This window comes from Variovorax sp. Varisp41, from assembly GCF_047325085.1.
Classification (GTDB): Bacteria; Pseudomonadota; Gammaproteobacteria; order Burkholderiales; family Burkholderiaceae_C; genus Variovorax.
Genome location: NZ_CP168540.1, coordinates 2,237,499 through 2,263,317, shown reverse-complemented (window position 1 = coordinate 2,263,317; position 25,819 = coordinate 2,237,499). Strand labels below are relative to the sequence as shown.

Annotated in this window: 12 protein-coding genes; 5 read left to right on the top strand and 7 right to left on the bottom strand. The window is 69.2% G+C overall.

The features are described from left to right. Window position 1 precedes the first annotated feature (1 nt). The 3 genes from ACEN9J_RS10650 to ACEN9J_RS10640 all read right to left on the bottom strand — a co-directional run bounded on the left by ACEN9J_RS10650 (window position 2) and on the right by ACEN9J_RS10640 (window position 2,053). Window positions 2-934, bottom strand: a complete 933-nt coding sequence (locus ACEN9J_RS10650) for an SAM-dependent methyltransferase (RefSeq protein ID WP_413764014.1) — start codon at window positions 932-934, stop codon at window positions 2-4. A 36-nt stretch (window positions 935-970) separates the two neighbouring features. Next, on the bottom strand, window positions 971-1,402 hold the full coding sequence (locus ACEN9J_RS10645) for a thiol-disulfide oxidoreductase DCC family protein (protein ID WP_413764013.1): 432 nt from the start codon (window positions 1,400-1,402) through the stop codon (window positions 971-973). A gap of 63 nt (window positions 1,403-1,465) precedes the next feature. Further along, window positions 1,466-2,053 (bottom strand): GbsR/MarR family transcriptional regulator, encoded by a 588-nt coding sequence (locus ACEN9J_RS10640; RefSeq protein WP_413764012.1) that lies wholly within the window; start codon window positions 2,051-2,053, stop codon window positions 1,466-1,468. Between the two features lie 122 nt (window positions 2,054-2,175). Here ACEN9J_RS10640 and ACEN9J_RS10635 point away from each other — a divergent pair, with 122 nt between their 5' ends. Next, window positions 2,176-3,273, top strand: coding sequence for a PA0069 family radical SAM protein (locus ACEN9J_RS10635; RefSeq protein ID WP_261210477.1), 1,098 nt, complete (start codon window positions 2,176-2,178; stop codon window positions 3,271-3,273). Here the strand turns inward: ACEN9J_RS10635 and ACEN9J_RS10630 are convergent. From ACEN9J_RS10630 to ACEN9J_RS10615, 4 genes are all read right to left on the bottom strand, one after another. Beyond that, window positions 3,224-4,717: an efflux transporter outer membrane subunit gene (locus tag ACEN9J_RS10630; protein ID WP_413764011.1), complete on the bottom strand. Its 1,494-nt coding sequence runs from the start codon at window positions 4,715-4,717 to the stop codon at window positions 3,224-3,226. The two genes, ACEN9J_RS10635 and ACEN9J_RS10630, sit on opposite strands and share 50 nt — an antisense overlap. Before the next feature lie 2 nt (window positions 4,718-4,719). After that, window positions 4,720-6,003 carry an efflux RND transporter periplasmic adaptor subunit gene (locus tag ACEN9J_RS10625; protein WP_296724941.1) on the bottom strand — a complete coding sequence of 428 codons (1,284 nt, stop codon included), beginning with the start codon at window positions 6,001-6,003 and terminating at the stop codon, window positions 4,720-4,722. A 119-nt stretch (window positions 6,004-6,122) separates the two neighbouring features. Further along, the gene (locus ACEN9J_RS10620) at window positions 6,123-9,329 is read right to left on the bottom strand and encodes an efflux RND transporter permease subunit (protein WP_413764010.1); all 3,207 of its coding nucleotides are present in this window, start codon (window positions 9,327-9,329) and stop codon (window positions 6,123-6,125) included. Window positions 9,330-9,558: 229 nt separating this feature from the next. Next, entirely contained in the window at window positions 9,559-10,122 is a 564-nt protein-coding gene (locus tag ACEN9J_RS10615) for a GNAT family N-acetyltransferase (RefSeq protein ID WP_261210481.1), read from the bottom strand. Window positions 10,123-10,480: 358 nt separating this feature from the next. Between ACEN9J_RS10615 and ACEN9J_RS10610 the strand changes: the two genes are divergently transcribed. The 4 genes from ACEN9J_RS10610 to ACEN9J_RS10595 all read left to right on the top strand — a co-directional run bounded on the left by ACEN9J_RS10610 (window position 10,481) and on the right by ACEN9J_RS10595 (window position 25,817). Continuing rightward, entirely contained in the window at window positions 10,481-11,071 is a 591-nt protein-coding gene (locus tag ACEN9J_RS10610; protein ID WP_413764009.1) for a hypothetical protein, read from the top strand. A gap of 231 nt (window positions 11,072-11,302) precedes the next feature. Then, the gene (locus tag ACEN9J_RS10605) at window positions 11,303-14,179 is read left to right on the top strand and encodes a hypothetical protein (RefSeq protein WP_413764008.1); all 2,877 of its coding nucleotides are present in this window, start codon (window positions 11,303-11,305) and stop codon (window positions 14,177-14,179) included. A 175-nt stretch (window positions 14,180-14,354) separates the two neighbouring features. Beyond that, window positions 14,355-21,572: a hypothetical protein gene (locus ACEN9J_RS10600; protein WP_413764007.1), complete on the top strand. Its 7,218-nt coding sequence runs from the start codon at window positions 14,355-14,357 to the stop codon at window positions 21,570-21,572. Between the two features lie 192 nt (window positions 21,573-21,764). Then, window positions 21,765-25,817, top strand: coding sequence for a GEVED domain-containing protein (locus ACEN9J_RS10595; protein WP_413764006.1), 4,053 nt, complete (start codon window positions 21,765-21,767; stop codon window positions 25,815-25,817). Window positions 25,818-25,819 lie beyond the last annotated feature (2 nt).

Here is a 25,819-nt window from a genome sequence, read left to right as displayed (position 1 = left end):
CTCAGTCGGCGCGCCGCGTGGCGCTGACCATGCAGTAGTCGAAGTCGCGCCAGAACATGCCCAGCGCGAGCGCGCAGTAGCTGGCCACGATGTGCTTGCGGCGCCAGGGGCTCAGGCGTCCGCGCGCCTTCCAGAGCTCGGCCAGCGTGAAGCGGGTGGCGAGCGCGGGGATGTGCAGCGCGCTCGGCGCGACGCGCCAGCGCAGCGAGCGCACGTCGATGTCCTCGAAGCCATGTTCGCGCAGCGCGGCCACGAAGTCCTCGCGCACGGCCAGGGTCGGCACGGCCCAGCTGTCGGCCCACAGGCGGTGCAGCCAGCGCGCGAGGCGGCCGGGCTCGCGGCGCAGCAGGAAGCCGTCGACCACCACCAGCCGCGCGCCGGGCTTGAGCAGGCGCGCGGCCTCGCGCACGAAGTCGGCCTTGGCGGTGCCCTCGGCATAGCAGGCGCTCTCGAGCGCCCAGGCGCCGTCGGCCTGCGCGGCCGGCAGGCCGGTGCGCGTGTAGTCGGCCTCGAGGTGCGCCATGCGCTCGGCCACGCCGGCCTGCGCATCGAGGCGCGCGGCGATGCGGTTCTGCACCGCCACGTTGGTGACGGTCACGGCATAGAGGCGGCGGTCGTCGCCGACCAGCGTGCGCGCGGTGGCGCCGGCGCCGCAGCCCAGGTCGAGCACGCAGTGGCGGCCGTCGTCCGTGGGGCGCTCGCCGAGCCGCAGCGCGCGGCCGACCTCGCGGTTCATCTCGACCAGCATGCCTTCGCGGCGCAGCGGATTCAGGCCCGCGCGCCAGTAGCCGAAGTGCATGTTGTAGCTGGGGCTCCAGGCGCCGTAGTCGGTGGCGACCTCGGTGAAGTAGTCCTGCGTGTCGGCGCGGCTGACCGGGGCCGGGGCCTCGGCGGTGTGCGGCAGGCGGAAGTCGGGCTGGAAGACGCTGGGCATGCGGTGAACTCCTGGTGGGGGAATGGGGGGCGGACGTCAGAGCCGGCACTGGCCGTCGACGCAGGTGCGCGAGGCCTTCGCGGCCGGGCCGGCGAGCAGGGTCACGAACCAGCCGGGCAGGCGCTGGCGGTTGCGCGCCAGCGCGGCATAGGCGCGGTCGGCCAGCGGCGCGACCAGCGGCAGGTCGAGCAGGGCGCCGCCGCTGGGCAGGCCGACCGCCTCGCGGCAGGCGCGGATCGCGTGCACGCCGACCTGCACGCGGCCGGCCGCATCGACCACGTGGATCGCGGTCATCAGGGCCTCGCGCGGCGCCGGGCCGGCCTCGAAATCCGGCGGAGAGCAGTCGACCAGAACGAGCCGCGCGACCGCGTCGCGCGCCTTCATCGCGCCCATTTCGGCGCTGCACAGGCGGCAGGTCGCGTCGTAGTAGACGGTCAGCGGGTAGGCGATGGCGGTGGAGCGGGACATGGTGTTCTTCGTTCTCGATATTTCTGTCAAAACAGAAATGAATGGGCAAAAAAAGAGCCGGCCTCAGATCATCGGCAGGCTCGCATGGTGGGCGTCGGGATCGTCCTTGCCAGTGGCGGGCGCGGGCGCGTCGCCACGGACGAACTTCTGCACGCTCGCGCCCAGCGTCAGCACCTTGTCGAGCGTGCCGGGCGACAGCCGCAGCATCTCGTCGGCCCAGGTGGCGAGCTTGGCCATCAGGTCCATGGTGGAGCGGATGCGGTCCTGCGCATCGGCCGATTCCTTCTGGAAGTCGGGGCTCGCGACGATCTCGCGCAGCATGCGGATGGTGGGGTCGAACTCGCGTTCCTTGCGCTCGCGCACCACGGTGCGGAACAGCTCCCAGACGTCGACGCTGGTCTCGAAGTAGTCGCGCCGGTCGCCCAGCATGTGGGTGACGCGCACCAGGTTCCAGGCCTGCAGTTCCTTCAGGCTGTTGCTAACGTTGGAGCGCGCCACGCCCAGGGTGTCGGACAGCTCCTCGGCATGGATCGGCTTGCCGTGCACGAACAGCAGCGCATGGATCTGCGAGACGGTGCGGTTGACGCCCCACATGGAGCCCATCTCGCCCCAGTGGAGGACGAACTTGCGTTGGATGTCGGTGAGTTCCATGCGCTGGAGTCTAGGACTTCCGAAATTTCTGTCAAGAAAGAAATTAAAAAATTGCCAAAGGCTGAGCGAATGGTGAAATACTGTATGTTTAAACAGTATCGAGATCGCGAAGGAGTCGCGCCATGCCACCCGCCGCCCACATCCCCATCCATGCCATCAAGGGCCGCGGCGCCGCCACGCGGCTCGCGCACCGCTTCTCGAAGGACGAGCGCGATGCCTTCGACGACGGCTGGGGCACGCTCGAGGAGAACGCAGCTGAAGCCGACGAGCTCGAGCCGCTGGCCACCGAGGTGCGCTTCGAGGACGTGAAGTCGGCCATGAACGAGAACGACTCGCCCGACATCTACTTCGACCGCTCGATCAACCCCTACCGAGGCTGCGAGCATGGCTGCATCTACTGTTTCGCGCGGCCCACGCACAGCTACCTCAACCTCTCGCCGGGGCTGGACTTCGAGACCAAGCTGATCGCCAAGCGCAACCTGGTCGAGGTGCTGCGCCGCGAGCTGGGCCGCAAGAGCTATCGGCCCAGCCACATCGCGATCGGCACGGCCACCGACTGCTACCAGCCGATCGAGCGCGAGCTGCGCATCACGCGCTCGCTGATCGAGCTGCTGTCGGAGGTCAACCACCCCTTCGGGCTGGTGACCAAGTCCAGCGCGATCGAACGCGACCTCGACCTGATCGCGCCGGCCGCCGCGCGCGGCCTGGCGGCGGTGTACGTGACCGTGACCACGCTCGACGGCGAACTCGCGCGCAAGCTCGAGCCGCGCGCCGCGGCGCCGCACCGGCGGCTGCGCACCATCCGCACGCTGGCCGAGGCCGGCGTGCCGGTGGGCGTGAGCGTGGCGCCGCAGATTCCGTTCGTGACCGAGGACATGGAGCAGGTGCTCGAGGCGGCCTGGGAGGCGGGCGCGCGCAGCGCCTTCTACACCATGATCCGGCTGCCCTGGGAGGTGGCGCCGCTGTTCAAGCAGTGGCTGGCGCTGCACTACCCGCAGCGCGCGGATCGCATCATGGCGCGCATCCACGACGTGCGCGGCGGCAAGGACTACGACGCCGACTTCGCCACGCGCATGAAGGGCACTGGCCTGTGGGCCGACCTGCTGCGCCAGCGCTTCGAGAAGGCGACCGCGCGCATCGGCTTCAACCGAGAGCGCATCGCGCTCGACCTCAGCGCTTTTCGGCCACCTGGCGCGCCGGGGCAGGGCAGCCTGTTCTAGATGCGAGCGCGGCGTCCGCGTTGCCGTCGCCGCACCAGTCGCCGCCCAGTGCCTTCACGAGGAACACCGAGGTCAGCAGCCGCTGCCCCTGCAGCTGCGCGGCCTGGCGTTCCACCGTCAGCAGCGACTGCTGCGCGGTGATCACGTCGAGGTAGGTCGAGGCACCGCCCTCGTAGCGGCTGTTGGCCATGTCGAGCACGCGTCTCGCGGCGGCCACGGCCGACTGCGCCTGGGCGGTGGCGCGCTCGAGCGCCGCGAGGCCGTCGATGCCGTCCTGCACCTCCTGCATCGCGGTCAGCACCACGCGGCGGTAGTTGCCGACGGTGGCGTCGTAGCCGGCCTTCGCGAAGTCCACGCCCGCGCGCACGCGGCCGCCGTCGAACAGCACCTGCGTGGCCGACACGCCCACCGACCACAACAGGCTGGGCGCATCGAACAGCGACTCGATCAGCCGGCTGTCGACGCCGACCGTGGGCGCGATCAGGATGCTCGGATAGAAGGCCGCGGTCGCCACGCCGATCTGCGCATTGGCCGCGGCCATCGCGCGCTCGGCCGAGGCCACGTCGGGCCGGCGCTCGAGCACGTCGGAGGGCACGCCCAGCGGCACCGCGGGCGGGCGGATCTCGCGCAGGTCGGTCGCCAGCGCGAACGAGGGCGCGGGCGTGCCGGTCAGCGTGGCGAGCGCATGCTCATACTGCGCGCGCTGCTTCTTGAGCACGTCGACCTGCGTCAGCGTGGTCTCGAGCAGCGCCTGCTGCTGCGCCACGTCGAGGCCCGAGACGGCGCCCAGGTCGTGGCGCGCCGTCACCAGCTCGAGCGCGCGCCGCTGCAGCGCGATCGAGCGCGTCAGCACGTCGAGTTCGATATCGGTCGAGCGCAGGTTGAAATAGCTGCTCGCCACGTCGGCCGACAGCAGCAGCCGCGTGTTGGCGAGGTCGGCCGCCGACTGCTCGGCCGAGGCGGTGGCACCTTCCACGCTGCGCTGCACGCGGCCCGCGAGGTCGAGCTCGTAGCTGGCGTTGAGCGAGAGCGCGAAGTCGTTCTGCACCGTCGACGAATTGGCGGTGTTGTAGTTGGTCAGCGGCCGGTTGGCCGAGATCTTGAGCCGCGAAGCGCGCGTGCCCAGGCCGAGCTGCGGGTACTGCGCGGCCGAGCTCGAGGCCAGCGTGGCGCGCGCCTGCGCGAGCCGCGCGCCGGCGATGGCGAGCGTGGGGCTGCCGGCCACGGCCTGGTCCTGCAGCGCGTCGAGCTGCGGGTCGCCATAGCGCTTCCACCACGGGCCCTTGTCGGCGATGTCGCTGGGCGTGCCTTCGCGCCACGGCGCCTCGAGCTTCCAGCTCACGGGCAGCGGGGTTTCGGGCGCCTTGTAGTCGGGGCCGACCGCACAGCCCGCGGCCAGCATCACGGCGGCGAGCGCGATCGCCGCGAGGGCGGGACGGCGCATGCTCACGCGGGTTCCTTCTTGGCCGCCGCCGGTGCTGCAGCCGGTGCCGCGCCGGGCTTGGCGCCATCGGCCGGCGCATCGGGCGCCACCGCGACCATGTCGCCATCGGCCAGCGAGTCGGAGGGATTGAGCACCATGCGGTCGGTGCCCGCGAGCCCGTCGACCACCTCGACGTTCTCGCCGTAGTTGCGGCCCAAGGTCACGGGGCGCAGGCCGACGCGGCCCTGCGCATCGACCACCGCCACGCGCGTGCCTTCGGCACGGAACAGCAGCGCATTGGCCGGCACCGTGAGCGTGCCGCTCGCGGCCAGCGGCAGCTCGACCTGCACGTAGGCGCCCGGCAGCAGCGCGCCGTCGCGGTTGGGCAGCGAGACCTCGACCTGCATCATGCGCGTCGTGGTGTCGATGGCGCCCGCGGTGCGCGCGACCTGGCCGCTGAACTTCTGGCCGCGCAGCTCGGCCTGCGTCACCACCACCGGCTGGCCGGCCTTCACGAGCTGGGCATAGGCCTGCGGCACGTTGATGTACACGCGCAGCGGATCGGTCTGCGCCAGCACGAACAGCGCGCGGCCCGCGCCGCCGCCGGCACCGGCATCGATCAGGTCGCCGGTGTCGACGTTGCGCCGCGTGATCACGCCGGCAAACGGCGCGACCACGCGCTTGAAGCCCTCGGTCTGCTTCAGCCGCTGCACGTTGGCATCGGCGGCCGCCACGTTGGCGGTGGCCTGCGCGACGGCGCTGCGGCGCTCGTCGAGGTCCTGCTGCGAGACCACGTCCTTCTTGCGCAGGTTCTCCCAGCGCGCCGCCGTGCTCTGCGCGAGCTCGAGGCCCGAGGCCGCCTGGTTGCGCGCGGCGATGGCCTGCGACAGCTGCTGGTCGATCTCGGGCGTCTCGATCTCGGCCAGCAGCTCGCCCTTCTCTACGCGGCTGCCGATGTCCTTGGTCCAGCGCTTGAGGTAGCCGCTGGCGCGCGCCGAGATCGGCGACTGCACGTAGCCCTGCAGCGTGCCCGGCAGCGCCAGCTTCTGGCCCGCCGTGGGCGTGCGCGGCAGCGCGGTCTGCACGTATTGTTTGGCATGCTCGACCGTGCTGGCCTGCAGCTCTCGTGCGTTGGCGATGCGCACGAACACCGTGCGCGCCGCGCCGAGCGCCAGCAGCACGAGCACGATCAGCACCAGCCAGCGGGTGCGCCGCACGATCTGGCGCCGCCGCAGCAGCTCGGGGCCGTCGCCGTCGTCGGCGGCGATGGGGTGGATGGCCAGGGCCGAATGGCGTTGCTCTGTCATGCGCTGTACGGCGCGGGGCCGTTTCCGTGGCGGGCCGCGCGGCCGTGGGAGGGCTCGGCGCGCGGCAGGTACAACAAGTCGAACAAGGTGTCGAAAAGATCGGATGGCGCGGGCATCGCTCAGTGCTCCTGCGCGGTGGCGCCGGCCGGCGGATGGGCGCCGCCGCCGTGCGCGGCGCGCCGGTGCGCGAGCCAGCTGTGCACGCCCGCGTAGACCGCGGGCACGAAGAACAGCGTCGACACCGTCGCGAACAGCAGGCCGCCGATCACGGCGCGGCCCAGCGGCGCGTTCTGCTCGGCGCCTTCGCCGAGGCCCAGCGCCATCGGGATCATGCCGATGATCATGGCCAGCGCCGTCATCAGCACCGGGCGGATGCGGGTGGCGCCGGCCTCGAGCGCGGCCGACAGCGGCGGGATGCCCGCGGCCAGCCGTTCGCGCGCGAAGGACACCATCAGGATCGAGTTGGCCGTGGCCACGCCCATGGTCATGATCGCGCCGGTGAGCGCCGGCACGCTCAGCGTGGTGCCGGTGATGAACAGCATCCAGGCGATGCCCGCCAGCGCGGCGGGCAGGGCGGTGATGATGATCGCGGCGTCGAGCCAGGACTGGAAGGTCACGACGATCAGCAGGTAGACCAGCACGATCGCCATCGCCAGGCCCACGCCCAGGCCGATGAACGAGGACCGCATGGTCTGCACCTGGCCGCGGATGTCGACGCGGCTGCCGCGCGAGAGCTTGGGCCGCATCTCGTCGACCAGCGCCTGCACCTTGCTCGCCACGCTCGCGAGGTCGGTGCCCTGCACGCTGACGTAGACGTCGATCACGGGCGCGATGTTGTAGCGCGACTGGATCGCCGGCTGGCGCGCCGCGCGCGCGTCGACCAGGTTGCCCAGCAGCTGCTGAGCGCCGCCGGGTGCCGCCGCCGCGCCGGCCGCGCCGACCGGGATGTTGAGCAGCGAATCGAGCGAGTCGACGTTGTACTGCGGCGTCTGCACCGCGATGCTGTACACCACGCCGTTCTGCGGATTGAGCCAGTAGGCCGGCGCGGTCTGCGAGCTGCCCGACAGCGCGATCAGCACGTTCTGCCCCACGTTGGAGGCGGTCAGTCCGTACTGCTGCAGCCGCGAGCGATCCATCGTCAGGTCCACCGAGGGTCCGTCGAGGCGCTGGTGCACGTGGGCGTCGACCGCGCCCGGGATCTGCCGGATCGCCTTGGTGAGCTCGGCCGCGCGCGCCGCGTTGCCCGCGATGTCGTTGCCGCTGAACTGCACGTCGATGGCCGCCGGCAGGCCGAAGTTGAGGATCTGCGTGACGATGTCGGCCGGCTGGAAGAAGAACTCGATGCCCGGGAAGCGCTTGGGCAGCTCGGCGCGCAGCGTGGTCACGAACTCCTCGGTCGGCCGGTGGCCGTCCTTCAGCGACATCAGGATCTCGGCGTCGAAGGTGCCGATGGTGCCGGCGTTGCTGTAGGAGAGGTTGATGCCGCTGTTGGGCACGCCGAGGTTGTCGAGGATGGTCTCGAGCTGGTCGGGCGGCACCAGCTCGCGGATCGCGGCCTCGACCTGGTCGGTGAGCCGCGCGGTCTCCTCGATGCGGGTGCCGGTGGGCGCGCGCATGTGCAGCCGGATCTGGCCGGCGTCCACGGTCGGGAAGAAGTCGCGGCCCAGCGCCGGATAGAGCAGGCAGGACAGCAGGCAGAAGCCGAGGAAGACCGCGATGAAGCCGCCGCGGCGCGACAGCAGGGCCGACAGCAGCAGCGTGTAGGCGCGGCGCACGCGCTCGAAGCGGCGGTCGAAGGCGCGGTACACGCGCTGCAGCGCGCTCGGCTTCGCGTTCTCGTCAGGTTGGCCGTGCACGCCGCCCATCAGCAGCATCACCAGCGTGGGCACCAGCGTGCGCGACAGCAGGTAGGAGGCCAGCATCGCGAACACCACGGCCTCGGCCAGCGGCACGAACAGGAAGCGCGCCACGCCCGAGAGGAAGAACATCGGCACGAACACGATGCAGATGCACAGCGTGGAGACGAAGGCCGCGTTGCCGATCTCGCCGGCGCCGACCTCGATCGCCTCCTTGAGCGGCGTGCCCATGTGCAGGTGGCGCTCGATGTTCTCGATGGTCACGATCGCCTGGTCGACCAATATGCCGACCGAGAGCGCGAGCCCGCCCAGGGTCATCAGGTTGAGCGTTTCGCCGAGGCCGTAGAGCACCAGGATCGAGGCCAGGATCGACAGCGGGATGGTCAGGCCGATGATCAGCGTGCTGCGCCAGTTGCCGAGGAACAGCAGCACCATCGCGGCGGTGAGCGCGGCGGCCAGGATGGCTTCGAACACCACGCCCTTGACGGCCGCCTTCACGAACACCGACTGGTCGAACAGCGGCGTGATCTTGATGTCCTGCGGCATGGTCTGCGCCGCCACGGGCAGCATCGCGCGCAGATTGGCCACGATGTCCAGCGTGGAGGCGCCGCCGTTCTTGAGCACCGACAGCAGCACGCCGCGCACGCCGTCCTGGCGCACCACGTTGGTCTGCGGCGAGAAGCCGTCGCGCACGTAGGCCACGTCGCGCACGTAGACGGTGGCGCCGTTCACGGTGCGGATCGGCAGGTCGTTGAGGCCCGCGATCGCGTCGGGCGAGCCGTTCATGCGCACGCCGTACTCGGTGGCGCCGAACTTGGCGGTGCCCGAGGGCAGGATCAGGTTCTGCGTGTTGATCGCATTCACCACGTCCGACGGCGACAGGCCGCGCGCCTGCAGCGCCTGGGTGTCGAGGTCGACCGAGATCAGCCGGTTCTTGCCGCCGTAGGGAAAGGGGATCGCCGCGCCCGGCACCGTGATGAGCTGCGGGCGCAGCTGGTTCACGGTGGCGTCGAACAGCGAGTTCTCTGAGCGCGTCGGGCTCGACAGCGCGAGCTGGATCACCGGCACGCTCGAGGCCGAGTACTTGATCACCAGCGGCGGCGTGATGCCCGGCGGCAGCTGCCGCACCTGGGCCTGCATCGAGGCCACCACCTGCGAGATCGCCATCTCGATGTTGGCGGTGGGCTGGAAGAACACCTTGATGATCGACACGCCCGCCAGCGACTGCGATTCGATGTGCTCGATGTCGCTGACGGTGGTGGTCAGGCCGCGCTCCACCTGGCCCGAGATGCGCTGGCCCATCTCCTGGGCCGGCAGGCCGGTGTAGTTCCAGATGACGGACACCACCGGGATGTTGATCTCCGGAAAGATGTCCGTGGCCATCCGCAAGAGGACGAAGGGCGTGGCCAGCACGATCAGCATCGCCATGACGATGAAGGTGTACGGACGACGCAACGCGAGCTGAACCATGGACGGGTCTCTCTGCTTCCGGCGAAAAAAGGTTTCGCATCATAAGGAAGTAGTTTTAAGTTTGTTTAACTTGGTTACTGAATCCTTTCGATGCGCTTTTCGGGGCGCTTGGGGCGCTTCCGATGGGCAGGGAAGGGCGACGCATGGAGCGTGCCGGGCGGGGCGGTCTTTGCATGCGTCGGCAGCGGGCGCGAGCTGTCGCTGAGGCTGCTCGGCCTGCCGGCGGGAGTCAGCCGGGCGGGTCGAGCGCGAGGCGCAGCCGGCTGACGTTCGGGTTGCCCGCATCGCGCTGCACCTTGAAGCCCAGCTTGCGCGCCAGCGCGATCATTGCGAGGTTGTCGTAGAGCGTGATGTCGGCCAGCTGCCGCACACCCGCATCGCGCGCCGCCGCGATCAGCGCGCGCATCAGTTTCTCCGCCAGTCCGTGGCGCTGCCAGGCATCGGCGATCACCACCGCGAACTCGGCAATGCCGGCCGTCTCCGGCGTGTCGCCGCGCACGTAGCGCACCACGCCCATCTGCTGCCGGGCGCCGTCGACCTCGGTGGTGGCGATCAGCGCGAGCTCGCGCGCGTAGTCGATGTGGGTCATGCGCCAGAGTTCGTCGGGCTGGGGCTTGCGCGGGGACAACAGCCGGTGGTAGCCGGTGCGGTCGGACAGGCCCGCGACGAAGGCGGAGTGCATCGCGAGGTCGTCGGCATGGATCGGGCGGATGCGCACCGCGCGGCCATCGCGAAGCCGCCAGTCTTCGACGAGGTGCGCCGGGTAGGCGACGGGTTCGGCGGGTGCTGCCATCGCCGGCTTTGTGCCACGGCGGCGGGCCGCGGGTCAATTCTGTCGATCCCCGACTGACTCGAGGAACGCCTGGAGCTCTCTAAAAGAGAGCAAACACTCTCTAAAAAACCACGAAGCACGAAGTTGGTGCGTGAACAAGTTAGTAGTTTTTGCGTGTTTTTCGTGTGAAGTCGACGTGAAGAGGGCTCGTGGTGGCGAATCGGCAATCGTATAAAGAATAATTGTTCACTCTTTTGTAGGCGGAAGGCGACGTTGCAACGACGTCTTGCGGATCGCCAGTTGGTTATTCATCTTGGGAAGGCTGAGGTTGTTCATGTCGATCGGTGGTGCATTTCATTTGAATTCGTTGGTCGGACCCGTGGCTCGGCTGACGGTGCGGCTGAGCCTGGGGCTCGGCATGGTCGTGGCGCTGAGTGGAGGAGGCGTGGCCTCGGCGCAGGGCGTGCAGACCGCGCCCGTGGTGGCGGGCGCGGCTCAGGACAAGGGCGTGGCCGTGGTGCTCAAGCAGTCCAAGGTGATCAAGGACCCGCAGGGCAAGGAGCAGTTGGTGGAGGCCGCCTCGGTCAAGCCGGGCGACATCCTGGAATACACGGCGACCTACACCAATCACACGGGTCGCAGCGTCAGCGGCCTGGTGGCCAACCTCCCGATTCCCGAGGGGCTGGAGTACCTGCCCAAGACCGCGAAACCCGGCGCGACGCTGGTCAAGGCGGCGACCAAGGAGGGCGTCTTCGCGGCCGAGCCGCTGACGCGCCAGGTGAACGGCAAGCCGGAACCGGTTCCCTATGCCGAGTACCGCGCGCTGCGCTGGGAGCTGGGCCAGTTGCCCGCCAAGGGCGTGACCGCGGTCACTGCGCGCGCCAAGGTCGAGGAGGTGGTGCCTCCCGCCGCGCCCGTTGCCTCCGCGGTGACGGCCGAGCCAGCCAAGGCCGTGCGCGCCGCACGCTGAGTCCGCGCCGCTGACGGCCCCCGGCCTCGCGTCGCGCCGAGGGCCCGTCCTCTTTCTTTCCCCGTCCGCTTTTTCTTGCCGGTTTCCTTTGCTGGAAATCGCCGGCCGGGGTGCGTTCGTCTTTTTTCAGACCCTTAACCACCGAGGAGAAACCCCGTGATTCCTACCTTGTCAGCCCGTCGCGCCGGCCATGTGCCGCGTGCGTTCTGGGCGGGCGCCGCAGCTCTGACCATGAGCTTCCTGTTCGGAAGCTCCGATGCGCTCGCCGCGGCACCGCCTGCCAACACCATCATCGGCAACCAGGCTTCGGCCACCTACCTCGACCCGAATGGCGCCAGCCAGCTCGCGACCTCGAACCTCGTGCAGACGACGGTGCAGCAGGTCGGCTCGTTCAACCTGGACGGCCGGACCACGGTCACCACGGACGTGATCAACAAGAAGATCGGCGCCGCGGGTGCGATCGTCTATGCGCCCCACGTGCTTACCAACACCGGCAACGGCGCCGACAAGTTCACCATCACGATCGACACGACCACGGCACCGCCGAACGGCTTCTCGAAGATCGAGGTGTTCGCCGATGCCAACGCCGACGGCGTGCCCGACAGCACCAATGCACTGTGCTCGGTCACGCCGGGCGCCGTCTGCACGGTGCCCGCGCAGACGGTCGCGGGCGGCAACGGCACCTTCCCGTTCGTCGTGGCGTACTCGATTCCGAGCACGGCGACGGCGGCCAACTTCACGTCGCCGCAGCCCGCGACCATCAACGCGGTGCCCGCCACGCTCGATCTCTACGAGCTGGCGAACCAGAAGGTGGCCGACGTCGACCACGTGGTGCTCACCACCGATGCGGCCTTCAACGCCTCCAAGAGCCTGAGCGTTCCCGCGGTCAGCTGGGTCGCCAACGGCGGTGTCTGGCCCGCGGCCAGGACCAGCGGTCCGCGTTCGGCGGCCTCCTGCCCGGCAACGATCGCCGGCGCGACGTCGAACGATCCGAACTGCCTCTACACCACCTACACGCTGCGTTTCAACAACACGGGTGGCGCGGCCGGCAAGTTCTACATGGCCGATACCTTGCCGAGCGGCTTCACCTACGTGCCGGGTTCCGCGGTCTGGAGCAACGCGCCCGGTACCGCGCTGGGTGACGGCGCGGGCGGCGATCCGGTCGGCATCGACTTCCTGGCGGACGGCCAGCGGCTGAGCTTCCTGGTGGCCTCGCTGCCCCCGAACGTGACGCAGACCGTGAGCTTCGTGGTGTTGATCAACAGCACCGCCGAAGTCGGTGGAACGACCACGACCAACAAGGCCGAGTACGTTCCGACCAAGGTGCCGGACGGCACGACGACGACCAACCCGCCGACCGATCCGACCACACCGACCAACCCCTCGCCCTTCGAGGTGTCGGGCAGCTACGGCATCGTGCTCGGCTCCACGCACGCCTCGGCGAGCCCGGTCGCGTCGAAGGACGCCACGGCGGGTACGCCGCTCACGACGGATGCCGACCAGACGACCCTGGCCTCCGGCGTCGCGGGCTCCACGGTGAAGTTCCCGCAGACGGTGTTCAACACCGGCAACGCGGACGACACGGTGAACCTCACGGCCGACGTCAGCAAGTTCCCCGCGGGTTCGACCTTCCGCTTCTTCGCCGACGGTGGTTCCGCGCCGCTGATCGACACCAACAACGACGGCATCGTCGACACCGGTCCGATCCGGCCCGGCCAGAGCGTCAGGATCGTGCTGGCGGTCACACTGTCGGCGCCCACGCCGCTGCCGAACGGACCGTTCGAAGCCATCGTTCTCGGTACCTCGAGCAAGGACAGCACCAAGTTCGATGCCACGCGCGACATCCTGACGAGCCTGATCGGCGTGCTGGTCGACCTGACCAATACCCCGACCGGTAACGGCACCTCCGGCAACGCGGGCAACGGCGACGTGGGCACGGGCCCGAGCCCGACCCCGACGACCACGACCACGACGCCGGCCGGTACTCCCGCCGTCTTCAACCTGTTCATCAGGAACAACGACACCAAGGACAACGCCTTCAGCCTCGCGGCGAGCCAGACCAACAACTTCCCGGGCAGCCTGCCCAGCGGCTGGACGGTGAAGTTCGTGGCCGGCGGCACCGCGTGCTCGGCGAGCGGAATGACGACGGTGAACGTGGCTGCCGGCGCGCAGGTGGCGGTCGATGCCTGCGTGACGCCGCCCGCGTCGCAGGCGTCCATCGAGTCTCAGCTGATCTACTTCCAGGTGAAGTCGACGGGCCCGACCTCCACCGGCGCCGTGGCGATCGACACCAAGCTCGACGCGGTGAAGGTGATCGCGGCCGACACCTACGGTGCCACGCTGACGCCGAACAACGAAGGCCAGGTCGCTCCCGGCGGCTCGGTGATCTACGCCCACACGCTGACCATCACCGGCGCGCAGAGCTGCGGCACGCAGTTCAACGTCAAGGCGGTCCTGCCGGCTGCGGACGTGACCGCGGGCTGGACCACCGCGCTGTACATCGACAACAACGGCGACGGCCAGATCGACACCGGCGACACGCTGGTGGGCGCGAACGGCCAGGTCGGCCCCACCGTGGACCTGAGCGGTGGCAAGGCGCACAAGCTGCTCGTCAAGGTGTTCGCACCGGGCGGCGCGACGGCCGGTGCCACCGACACGGCGACGGTCACCGTGACCTTCCCGGACCAGGCGAAGTGCGGTGCGCCCTCGGCGACCGACATCAGCACCGTCATCTCGGGCCAGATGCGCCTGATCAAGCTCCAGGCCAAGGACGAGGAGTGCAAGGGCACCATCGTGCCGAGCTCGTCGGCGGCACTCACGGTGAAGCCGGGCCAGTGCATCGTCTATCGCATCGTCGCGACCAATGAAGGCGCCTCGCCGGTGACCAACATGTCGATCAACGACGCGGTGCCGGCCTATACGAGCCTGACGGCCGCACCGGATGGCGTGCAACCGCAGGATCAGTGCGTTTCCGCGGGCGTGACGCCGGCCTTCGCGCAGGCGAACTACGCCGCGACCCCGACGTCCGTGTCCTGCGGCAGCGCGACCAACACGGTCGCGCCCGGCGGCAAGGCCACGCTGACCTTCTCGGTGAAGGTCAACAAGTAAGCGTCGGCTGAACGATGGGATCGGCGGGCTTCGGCCTGCCGGTTCCTTCTTCCTTCCAAGGCCGTTCGCCTTTCCCTTGCGTCCTCGTGCGAAGGCGCAAGGGAAAGGGAGCCCCTGTTCGTCTCCCATTCTTTTTTCTTCCGGCCCGTTGCCGGGCTTTCCAAGAGTTCACCGCATGTCGTCGACTTCCAAGCTCAGAGGCTCCAGCCTGCGATCGTGGCGCGGATTCGCTGCCGCGCTCGCCGCAGGCGTGGTGTTTCTGCTCGGCGGCATGGCACAGGCGAATGCCGCGGCCGCGCCGGGCGGCACGGTCATCCGCAGCATCGCCACCGGAACGTACGTGCCCGGCGGCATGGCGCAGACCGAGACGATCTCCTCCAACGAGGTGATCGCCACGGTGCTGCCGGTCGAGGCGCTGGTGCTCACGCAGGACCAGACCCTCAGCCGCCCGCCGGGCAGCATCGTCACGCTGAACCACCTGCTGACCAACACGGGCAACGTCGCCTCGAGCTACACGATCGCGCTGGCGAACAACGCGGCCGGCTGCGCCGCCGACACGCTCGACCTGTCGGCGCTGCGCGTGCTGCGTGACGCCAACAACAACGGCGTGTCCGATCCCGTCGACCCGGTGCTCGCGCTCGACAAGCCGGGCGCGCTGACGCTGAAGCCGGGCGAGGCGGCCGCGCTGCTGGTGCAGGGCACGATCCCGATGGTGGCGCGCGGCACGGCCTGCCTCGGGCTGACGGCCACCACGGCGCTGCAGCGCCTGCAGGCCAGCAACCGCGACACCGTCGTCGTGGGCGATGCGGCGGCGCTGAGCCTCGTCAAGTCGGCGAGCTACCCCGGCTTCGTCGTGCCGGGCCAGACGCGCATCGACTTCACGGTGTCGGGCACCAACATCGGCGCGCAGGATGCGAAGCCGAGCGGCATCGTGGCGCCGACCAACACGCCGCTGCTCGTGGACCGCGTGCCGATGGCGCTGGTGTTGATCCGCGACAAGGTGCCCGAAGGCACCCAGTACATCGTGGGCTCGCTGCAGACCGCGGCGGCCGGCGCGATCAAGCTCTATCGCTTGCCGGGCGACGCGGAGTTCAGCTACCGCAAGGAGCGGGCAGAAGACGCCTCGGTCATCGAGGTCGCGATCGGCATTCCCGCGCCGCTGGTGCGCAACGGATCGATCGCGATGCAGTTCGCCGTGAAGGTCGATGCCGCCCCTGGCGACGACATCCGCAACACGGCCCAGGGCCAGTACGACGATGGCACGGGCCCGACGACGGCGCCGTCGAACACGGTGGTGATCGCCACCAGCCAGGCGCGCATCGGCGTGGCGAAGGCCGCCTCGGCGCCGCGGCTCAACCAGGGCGCGGACGGCAAGCCCGACGGCACCGCCAACGTGCGCTTCCGCGTCAACCTGCGCAACTACGGCGCCTCGTGGCTCTACGACGCGCAGGCCACCGACCTCATGGAGGGACCGGGCGAGACCCAGTTCGGCAGCTACACGGCCGCGGCCGTGCCGGCCGCGAACCAGTACACCATCGTGCCGGGCTCGGTCGCCATCGTGCCGGCGCCCAGCGGCAACGGCGGCGGCCTCGTGGCGGTGGCGAACCCCGCGTTTAAAGGCACGGCGAACGCGCAGAAGCTGCTGGCCGAAGGCGCCGTGCTGCCCGCGGGCGCGCAGGTCACGGTCGAGTTCGAGGCGCGCATCAACTTCACGGGCCGCAGCGGCACCCTGCTCAACAGCGTGAAGGCCTCGGGCGCGTTGTCGGCCGGCGGCGCGGCCGGCGCCTTCGACGATTCGATGAATGGCGACAACCCCGACCCCGACGGCGACGGCAATCCCAACAACAACAGCGTGCCCACGCCGGTGTCGACGCAGTTGCCGACGCTGCTGCTGAGCAAGCAGGCCTCGATGGCGCGGCGCGTGGCGCCGGGCGTCTTCGAGCTCGACTACGTGCTCAAGGTCAGCAACACGGGCGCGGCCGCCGCGCCGAACCTGCGGCTGATCGACAACCTCAACTGCAGCTTCGACATGGACAAGGCCGAGGGCCAGGTCGCGTCGTGGGAGCTGGTGGGCCGGCCGAAGGTGGCGGGCGGCCGCCTGGTGGCGGCGCCGGGCTTCACGGGCCGGGCCACCTGCAACCGCGCGCACCACGACAGCGCCGATCCGTTCCAGTTCCCCACCGAGGTCGCGCTGAGCCTCACGGACGGCAGCCGCGCGCTCGAGGCCGGCCAGAGCGAGCAGCTGAGCTTCACCGTGCGGGTCACCGAGAAGCCGGCCGCGATCGGCAGCCGGGTCGCGCTGAACAACAAGGCCTGGGCCGCGGCCTTCGAGCAGAACACGGTCAACGTCACGCCGCGCTCGGTGGTGGCCGCCGCCATGGCCACGGTCCGGTCGCTGCTCGTCGATCCGCAGGGCGTGGTCTACAACGCGCTCACGCGCCAGCCCGTGGCCGGCGCGGTGGCGACCTACGCGCGCCAGTCGTGCAGCAGCGGCGCGACCACGCCGATCACCGCGGCCGAACTCAACGGCGGCACGTCCGGCCTCTACACCTTCAACCCCGACGGCAGCGTCTCGATGAGCACCGGCGCCGACGGCGCCTACCAGTTCCACATGCAGCCGCCGCCGGCCGGCGCGATGTGCAGCTACGGCCTGAAGGTGGCGCCGCCCGCGGGCAGCGGCTACGTCGCGCCGTCGCAGCTCCTCCCCGCGACCGCCGGCAGCTTCGCCAGTTGCGGCGCCGTGGTGCCCAACCCCGCGGCGCCGCAGAACGGCGAGCCCACCACCCATTACCTCCAGCTGCGCACCGGCACCCACACCGACGGCTCGGCCTGCGAGGTCGCGAACAACCACATCCCGCTGGACCCCGGCAACATCCTGGGCCTGGTGCTGCGCAAGGACGGCAGCAAGCGGCAGGCCGAGTTCGGCGACTTCGTCGACTACGCGCTCACCGTCACCAACAAGACCGGCTTTCCCGTCACCGGCGTGAGCTTGAGCGACACGCTGCCGCCGGGCTTCGCCTACGTGGCCAACAGCGCGCGGCTCAATGGCGCCATCGTGCCGAACCCCGCGGGCGGTGCCGGCCCGGGGCTGCGTTTCGACTATCCCGCGCTGGTCATCGCGCCCGACCAGTCGGCCATGGTGCGCTACCGCGTGCGCATCGGCGTCGGCGCGCCGACCGATGGCGACGCGATCAACCGTGCGCGCGCCAGCTCGGGCCCGATCCAGTCGAACCTCGCGAGCTGGACGCTGCGCGTCACCGGCGGCGTGTTCGCCGACGATGCCTTCGCCTTCGGCAAGGTCTACATGGACTGCAAGCGCGACGGCAGGCAGCAGGGCGCCGACGAGATCGGCGTGCCGGGCGTGCGGCTGTACCTGGAGGACGGCACGCACGTCGTGACCGACGTCGAGGGCAAGTGGAGCCTCTACGGCCTGAAGCCGGTGACGCACGTGCTGCGCGTGGACCAGCTCACCTTGCCCGCGGGCGCCCGCCTCGAGATCCTCGACAACCGCAACGCGGGCGCGCCCGAGAGCCGCTTCCTCGACCTCAAGAAGGGCGAGTTCCACAAGGCCAATTTCGTCATCGCCAACTGCGACGACAAGGCGGTGCTCGACGACGTGGCGGCACGGCGCGCCGCGATCGCGGCCAAGCCCGACACCGAGGCCGAAGCCCAGGTGCGGCTGCGCCTCGATCCGGAGGGCCGCGTGGTGCCGGCCGGCGATCTGCGCGGCCTGCCGGCCTCGGGCCAGGCACTGGCCGGCGGCAGCACGGGCACGGTGCAGACCACCTCCGTGCCGCTGATCGCGCTGCCTGCGCCGCCGGCCAACCCGAGCACCTTCGTCGGCGGCGCCGGCGGCTCCATGGGCGGCACGCTCGGCAACCAGCTCGGTGCCAATGCGCCGCTGGGCGGCACGCCGTCGACAAGTCCCGCCGGCAGCCTGTTCGCGCCGGTTGGCGGCACCCCGCCCGCGCGCCCGATCGGGCTGGGCGGCGCGATGCTCGAGCCGCGCAACGTGCCCTTGCTGGCGCCGGCCGCGCCGAGCCCGGTGGAACTCGAAACCCTGCTGCCGAAGATCGAGAACAACGCACTGGGCTTCATCGACCTGAAGGACCGCGACACGGTGGCCGGCACCTCGATCAACGTGCGCGTCAAGGGCAGCGATGGGGCGGGCTTCCGCCTCAGCGTGAACGGCTCCGCGGTGGAGGATCGCCGCGTGGGCAAGAAGTCGCAGCTGCCCTCGAAGAAGCTCGCGGCCTGGGAATACATCGGCGTGACGCTCAAGCCCGGCGCCAACACGCTGCGGCTCGAGGCCGTGGACGGCTTCGGCAACCTGCGCGGCGAAGCGCGGGAGATCACCGTCGTCGCGCCCGACAAGCTCTCGGCGATCGAGCTCGACCTGCCCGCGTCGGCCCAGGCCGACCTGCGCACGCCCGTCGTCGTCACCGTGCGGCTCACGGACGCCGCCGGCGTGCCCGTCACCGCGCGCACCCAACTCACGCTGGAGGCCGACCGCGGTCGCTGGCTCACCGAGGACCTGAACCCCGAGGAACCCGGCACCCAGGTCTTCATGGAAGGCGGCAGCGCCGAGTTCAGGCTGCTGCCGCCCGGCGAGCCCGGCGACGCGCGCATCCGCGTCACGGCCGCGAACCTGGTCAAGGAAGTGCGCCTCGCGCTGACGCCCGAACTGCGCCCGATGATCGGCGTGGGCATCGTCGAAGGCGTGCTCGACTTCACGAAGCGCGGCAAGTTGCCGCTGGGCGCGATGCCGGCCGGCGCGGCCTTCGAGTCGGAGCTCACGGGCCTCGGCAACGAAGGCGGCAGCAGCCGCGCGGGTGGACGCGCCGCCTTCTTCTTCAAGGGCGCGATCAAGGGCGAGTACCTGCTGACCGCGGCCTACGACTCCGACAAGCAGCGCAAGGGCCGCCTGTTCCGCGACATCCGGCCCGACGAGTTCTATCCGATCTACGGCGACTCCTCGGTCAAGGGCTTCGACGCGCAGAGCACGCAGAAGCTCTACGTGCGCATCGACAGGAACCGCTCCTACCTGCTGTACGGCGACTTCACCACCACCAGCAGCACCGAGGTGCGCAACCTGAGCCAGAGCAACCGGTCGCTCACGGGCCTGAAGCACGTCTACGACGACGAGCGCGTGCGCGCCACCAGCTACGCCTCGCGCACCGCGCAGACGCAGCAGGTCGAGGAGTTCCGCGCCGTCGGCACCTCGGGGCCGTACTACCTGAGCGGCAGCAACGGCGAGTTCGTCGAGAACAGCGAGCAGGTCGAGATCGTGGTGCGCGACCGCAACCAGCCGAACATCGTGCTGCAGCGCACGGGGGTCACGCGCTTCGTCGACTACACGGTCGAGCCGCTGACGCGCCGCATCCTGTTCACGCGCGCGATCGCCTCGGTCGACCAGAACCTCAATCCGCAGTCGATCCGCGTCACTTATGAGGTCGACTCGGGCGGGCCGAAGTTCATCGTGGCGGGCGTCGACGTGCAGCTCAAGGTCGCCGAGACCGTGCAGGTCGGCGTGGTGGTCAGCACCGACCGCAACCCCGAGAACAGGCGCAAGCTGCAGGCGGTCACGGGCATTGCGCGCATCGGCGAGAACACCACCGTGGCGGGCGAAGTCGTCAAGACGCAGTCCGATGAGAAGGGCAGCGGCCATGGCGCGCGCATCGAGGCGCGCTACCAGGACGAGAAGCTCGCCGTGGTGGCGCTCGCGACCAAGACCAGCGAGGGCTTCGACAATCCCGGCGCGAGCTCCTCGGCGGGCCGCACCGAGGCTTCGGCGCGTGCCGAGTATCGCGTCGATCCCACGCTGGCCGTGCGCGCCGAGGCGCTCTACAGCAAGGACGCCGCGCAGACGGACGAACGCAAGGGCCTGACCCTGAGCGCGCAGAAGAAGCTCGGCGAGCAGACCGCGGTGGAAGTGGGGCTGCGCCATGGCCAGAGCAACGAGGCGATGGGCTCGAACTCGGGCTTCGACTACGGCCAGATCTCGACCTACAACGCGCAGACGAGCAGCAGCATCGGCGCCAACAGCGTGACCGTGCTGGGCGCGGCCGTGGCCGCCAACGGCGTCGACGCGCAGACCCTGACCACCCTGCGCGCGCGGCTGTCGACGCAACTGCCGTGGGTGCCGAACGCACAGCTCTTCATCGAGGGCGAGCAGGACCTGAAGCACAGCGACAAGCGGGTGCTGGCCATCGGCGGCAACTACGCCGTGACCGACAAGACCCGCGTCTACGGGCGCTACGAACTGATCTCCTCGCTCTACGGCCCCTATGCGCTCGACAGCGCGCGCAACAACAACACCGGCATCGTCGGCATCGAGAGCAACTACATGGAGGGTGGGCGCGTGTACAACGAGTACCGCCTCGCCGATGGTGCCGACGGCCGTGGCGTGCAGGCCGCGATCGGCGTGCGCAACACCGTCAAGCTCACCGAGCGCATCAGCGTGACCGGCGGCATCGAGCACACGCGCAACCTGGGCGGCTACGCCAACAGCGGCAACAACGGCACCGGCTATGCCGGCGGGCTCGGGCAATCGACCGCCGTCACCAGCGGCATCGAGTACATGACCGACCGGCTCAAGACCAGCGGCGTGTTCGAAGTGCGCCGCGGCGACGACGCCAACACGCGGCTGTTGAGCGCGGGCTTCGCCTACAAGCTCGATCCCTCGTGGAGCCTGCTGGCGCGCAGCATCATGAGCAGCAGCCAAGGGCAGGGCACCAACGCCGGCAACGAGCGCCACCTGCAGCGCCACCAGATCGGCGTGGCTTATCGCCCAGTGGACGACGACACCTGGAACGCCCTGGCGCGCTACGAGCGCCGCTCGGAGAACGTGGTGGGGGGGGGCAACGCGGCCGGCGCGCTGCAGGGCAGCAGCGTGTTCGGCGCCGACAACGGCGCCAGCCTGCCGGGCAGGACCAGCGCCGACATCGTCTCGGCCCACCTCAACTACAACCCCGCGCCCGGGCGCGTGGTGATGGCGCGCTACGCGGGCAAGCTCAGCCGCATGAGCGACAGCCTGCTCGCGAGCACGTACTGGGCGCACCTGGTGCAGGCGCGCTACACGCAGGACATCAACCAGGACTGGGACTGGGGTGTGCAGGCCGGCCTGCTCTACGGCAAGGGCGGTGGACTGCAGAAGACCTTCGGCTTCGAGCTCGGCTACCAGGTCTACAAGAACCTGTGGCTGTCGGCGGGCTACAACTTCGTGGGCCTGAACGACCGCGACCTCACGGCCAACGAATACACGAGCAAGGGCGCCTACCTGCGGCTGCGCTTCAAGTTCGACGAGACCACGCTGGGCTTTCCGTCGACGGGCGGGGCCGCTCCCGCACCCGCTGCGAGCCGGGACGCCGGGCGTTCGAACGAGGCGCAGTGAGCCCATGGGCGCTTCTCGGAAGACGTTGTCAACATGGATCAAAGCGCCGGATCGGCTGCGTGTCGATCACGAATCGTTGTTTGGAAACATATGAATTGGCGTTCTGCACGATACCGCGCAAGCACTTCTGAACATGCCGCGATCGCCTCTCGGCAAGTGGAATCGACCGTGCGGCGCATAGGGCGCTGCGGGATGGCCCTGGCCGTGTCTTGCGCGGCCCTTGTCAGATCCGTGGCGGGCGCCTTGCTGCTGATGGTGTTCATGATGTCCGCCACGGTGCAGGCGCACGAGCAGATGGGTCTCACGGATGCGTCGGGCCTTCGGGCGACCATGCCATCCGGTGTCACGGTCACGGTGACGCGGTCGGATCCGGGTTCGCTTTGGGCGCTGCCCAACTACAGGTTCCGCGGCGCTCCAGCTTCAAATTATTCCCCGAGCAGCTTGCCCACGGTCCCCACGAATGGATACGGCGCGTTCTATCTGCTTTCGTACGACCCTTCTTCTCCTTACGGGCCTCGTCAATCGCCCAACCCGAACGCCAGTTTTCCAATGGGGACGGTGACAGTCACCTTCAGCCGCCCTGTGAAGAATCCTCGGCTGCACTTTTCCTATATGGGTTCTTTCTACCCTTGGACCAGGGGGCCCGACAATGTCAATAGGCGCTCGTTTGCCTCTCTGCAATTCGAGCTGATGAACGGAGCGACGGGCGGCAGCGGCGATCTGACCGTGTTCGGCTCCAGCTTGAAGGTCGAAGACGTGAATGGCGCGGCTTCGCAAGGTTTGCGCATACGGCCAGCGAGCAATCGGGCTACCGAGGGCTGCAGTCCTTTTGCAGACAGTGCTGGTTGCGGGACCGTCCTTTTCAACGGCACCTATACGCAACTGACCTTCAAGGTCGACCTCAACAGGACCGCTTGTGACGATGGCTGCTTCATGAGGCCAGACGCAGCGGGAGCGGAAGGTGATCCGGTGCCCTTGCCTCCGGGATTTTCGCCAAGGATTTACGACGAGACCGTGTTTGCGGTCAGTTTCGACGAGGACATCGGCGACGCGCCGGCCAGCTATGGCGGTGCGGGCCATGCCTTGGGCTCGGGGCTCACACTCGGGCCGGATGTGACGCTGGATCAGCCCGCAAAAGTCTATAACGACCTCGTCGCTGCCACCGACCTCTCCGGCCCCGCCGCGGATCGCGACACGGATGACGCATTGCCTGGCGGTCTCGCCAATGTCATCGGCAGCGAAGCCGCCTATGAGATCAAGAACATTCCCGTCAGTGGCAACACGGCCGCCGCCAACCTGTGCGGCTGGATCGATTTCAACCGCGACGGCGTTTTCAACGACGCCACCGAGCGCGCCTGCACCGTGGTGCCCCCAGGTGCCGCGAGCGGCAACCTCCGATTCACCGTGCCTCCCGGTGCGGGCTATGTCGCCGGCAAGTCCTATGTGCGGCTGCGGCTGAGCTATTCCCCCCTGCCCAGTGCCACGGGCGGTGCCGACAGCGGCGAGGTCGAGGACTACCGCATCACGCTGATGCCGCGCGTGCGCCTGGCCAAGAGCCTGGCGCCGGACTCGGATGCAGGCAGGTTCGATCTCGCCATCGACCCCACGATCCGGCCCGATGGCACGACCGGCACGGCGACCCTGGCCGGTGCCGGCCATGGCGGCGCCGTGCCCAGTGCCACCGGTTTCGCGACCGTCGGCTTCGGCGCCCAGATCACCGTCAGCGAAACGGCGGCCGCCGGTACGGCGGGGCGCTATCAGTCGTCGCTGCGTTGCGTCGACCGTGCCGGCAACGCAGTCCTGACCCTCCCGGACGCCATGAGCGGCAAATTCACCGCCATGACCAGTGCCAGTACCAGTGGCAATGACACGCCGGCTACGCAGAAGAATATCGACGAGACCGACATCGTCTGCACCTTTTCCAACACTCGCGCGGCGACTCTCAGCTTCGGAAAGTCCATCGGCAGCGCGGCCGAATCGCCCGCCCCCAGCTTTGGCTTCTCCTTCTCGGGGGTGAGTGGGGCCGTTGATGAAACGATCACGGTTCCTGTGACTCCTCAGCGCTATGGCGCCGGTGCAGAAAACTGGTCGCAGGGGGTTTTGCCGATCATCCCGGGAGCCGATGTGGTGATCACGGAAAAGACGGTTCACGCGGGCTGGCCGCTTTATGCAACTTCCACGGAGGTAGGGGGTGGGTGCAAAGACAATAACGCGGGGGTGGATGGCAACACCAATCCGTTCGATGTGGCGATCAATTGGAAGGTCGAAGGAAACAAGTTCACGCTGGACAAGAAGTACGTTCTTCCGAACTCGGACTTCAAGTGCGCCATCTACAACTACCGGCCTTCCTTCGGATTGATCAATCGCATCGTCGGTGCTCCGTTCGACGCGGGAAAATTCGATCTGAGCTTCTCTGGCGTCAATCTCCAAACTTTCATTGATGGGGGGCCTGCGCCTGCTTCCGTCAAAGACGTCGGTGACGACGGACAGACGGCCCGGCTGGGCATCGATGTCAACACGACGATGAGCTTCAAGGCGGCGGCCGGAACCGGAACCTCCCTGGACAACTATGTCCAGACCTTCTCGTGCGAGGGCTACGAAAAGCTGCCGTCGAGCAACCTGGCCAATCCGTCCAGGGGTGTCTACACCATGACCTCGCCCGCGGCCACCGTCACGGACATCGATGTCCGCGAGAAGATGTGCACGGTGACCCACACCGTCAGGCCGCGCGTGCGCATCGTCAAGAACTCGGTGGGCGGCACCGGCACCTACGACTTCCGACTCACGGGCACGGTGGTCGCGAACGCCACCGACAGCGTGACCACGAGCGAGTCGAACGTGCCCATGCCGTCGAAGACCGCGCACCACCTGGGCACGCCGGGCACGGCCGTCAGCATCACCGAAACCGCGGTGCCCGATGTCACGACGCAGTCGGTCTGCGTGAACGGCGCGAGCCGCACCGTCGTCGGTACCGGCACGGTGGCGCTTTCCGCCGCGGACATGTCGGCCGGCGCGCTCTGGACCTGCACCTTCACCAACACCCATGCCCGCGTCAGCACCATCGTGAGCGGCCGCGTGTTCCTCGACAACGGCACGGGCGGCGGTACGGCCAACGACGGCGTGGCCAACGGCGGCGAAGTTCCGCAGCGCGGCGTGAGCGTGCGCCTGACCGACTGCGCCGCCGCCGTGCATGCGAGCGCGGTCACCGACGCGGCGGGCAACTACACCCTGCCCGTGCCCGACGGCATGGCGAAGGGCGCCGCGATGTGCGTGGAGGAGTTCAACAACCCCGCCGCGCGCGTGTCGACGGGCGCCTCGGTGGGCCGCGTGGCCCTGCCATCGGGGGCCGCGGTGGCCACCGGCACGGACACCTACACCTACACGCGCACCGGCACGCCCGATCGCATCGCGTTCGCGTGGAACGGCGTCGGCCATGCCGAGCTGAACTTCGGCGACGTCGACAACGGCAGCTTCGCCGCCGACGGGGCCAAGACCGGCATGCCCGGCAACAGCGTGACCTATGGCCACGGCTTTGCCGCGGGCACGGCCGGGAAGGTGCGCTTCGGCATCGCGAGCGAGACCGCCACCCCCGATGTCGGCGGCTGGAGCGTGCAGATCTTCGCCGACACGGGCTGCACCGGCAGCCTGCAGCCCGGGGCGGCGCAGCTCTATCCGCCGGCGGGCACGGGCCAGGCGGTGGCCTTCGAGGGCCGGGTGTGCGTGATCGTGAAGCAGTTCATTCCCGCGGCCGCGCCGCTGGGTGCCCGCAACAAGGTGGTGGTGCAGGCCGAGTTCGACTATGCCAACGCCTCCCCGGCGCTCAGCGGCCGCTACACCCTGCAGGACATCACGACCGTGTCCGATGTCGCGCTGGAGCTGCGCAAGGAGGTGCGCAACGTGACCCAAGGGGTCCTGACCTTCGGCCTGAACAACCGGGCCAAGCCGGGCGAAACGCTGGAGTACCGGATCACCTACACCAACAACGGCGATGCGCCGATCCGCAACCTCGCGGTGAACGACACCACGCCGGCCTACACCAGCTTCGTCGGCGCGACGGCGGGGGAGACGCCCGCGACGCTGACGGGATGCATGAAGAACACGCCGGCCAATGCCGCGCCGGCGCCGGCCGTGGCTTGCACCGAGCCACAGCCCGCCGGCAAGGCCGGGCCGGTCGACTGGCGCTTCAACGGCTTCGTGGCGCCGGGCGGATCCGGATCGGTGCTGTTCCAGATCAAGGTGGATTGAGG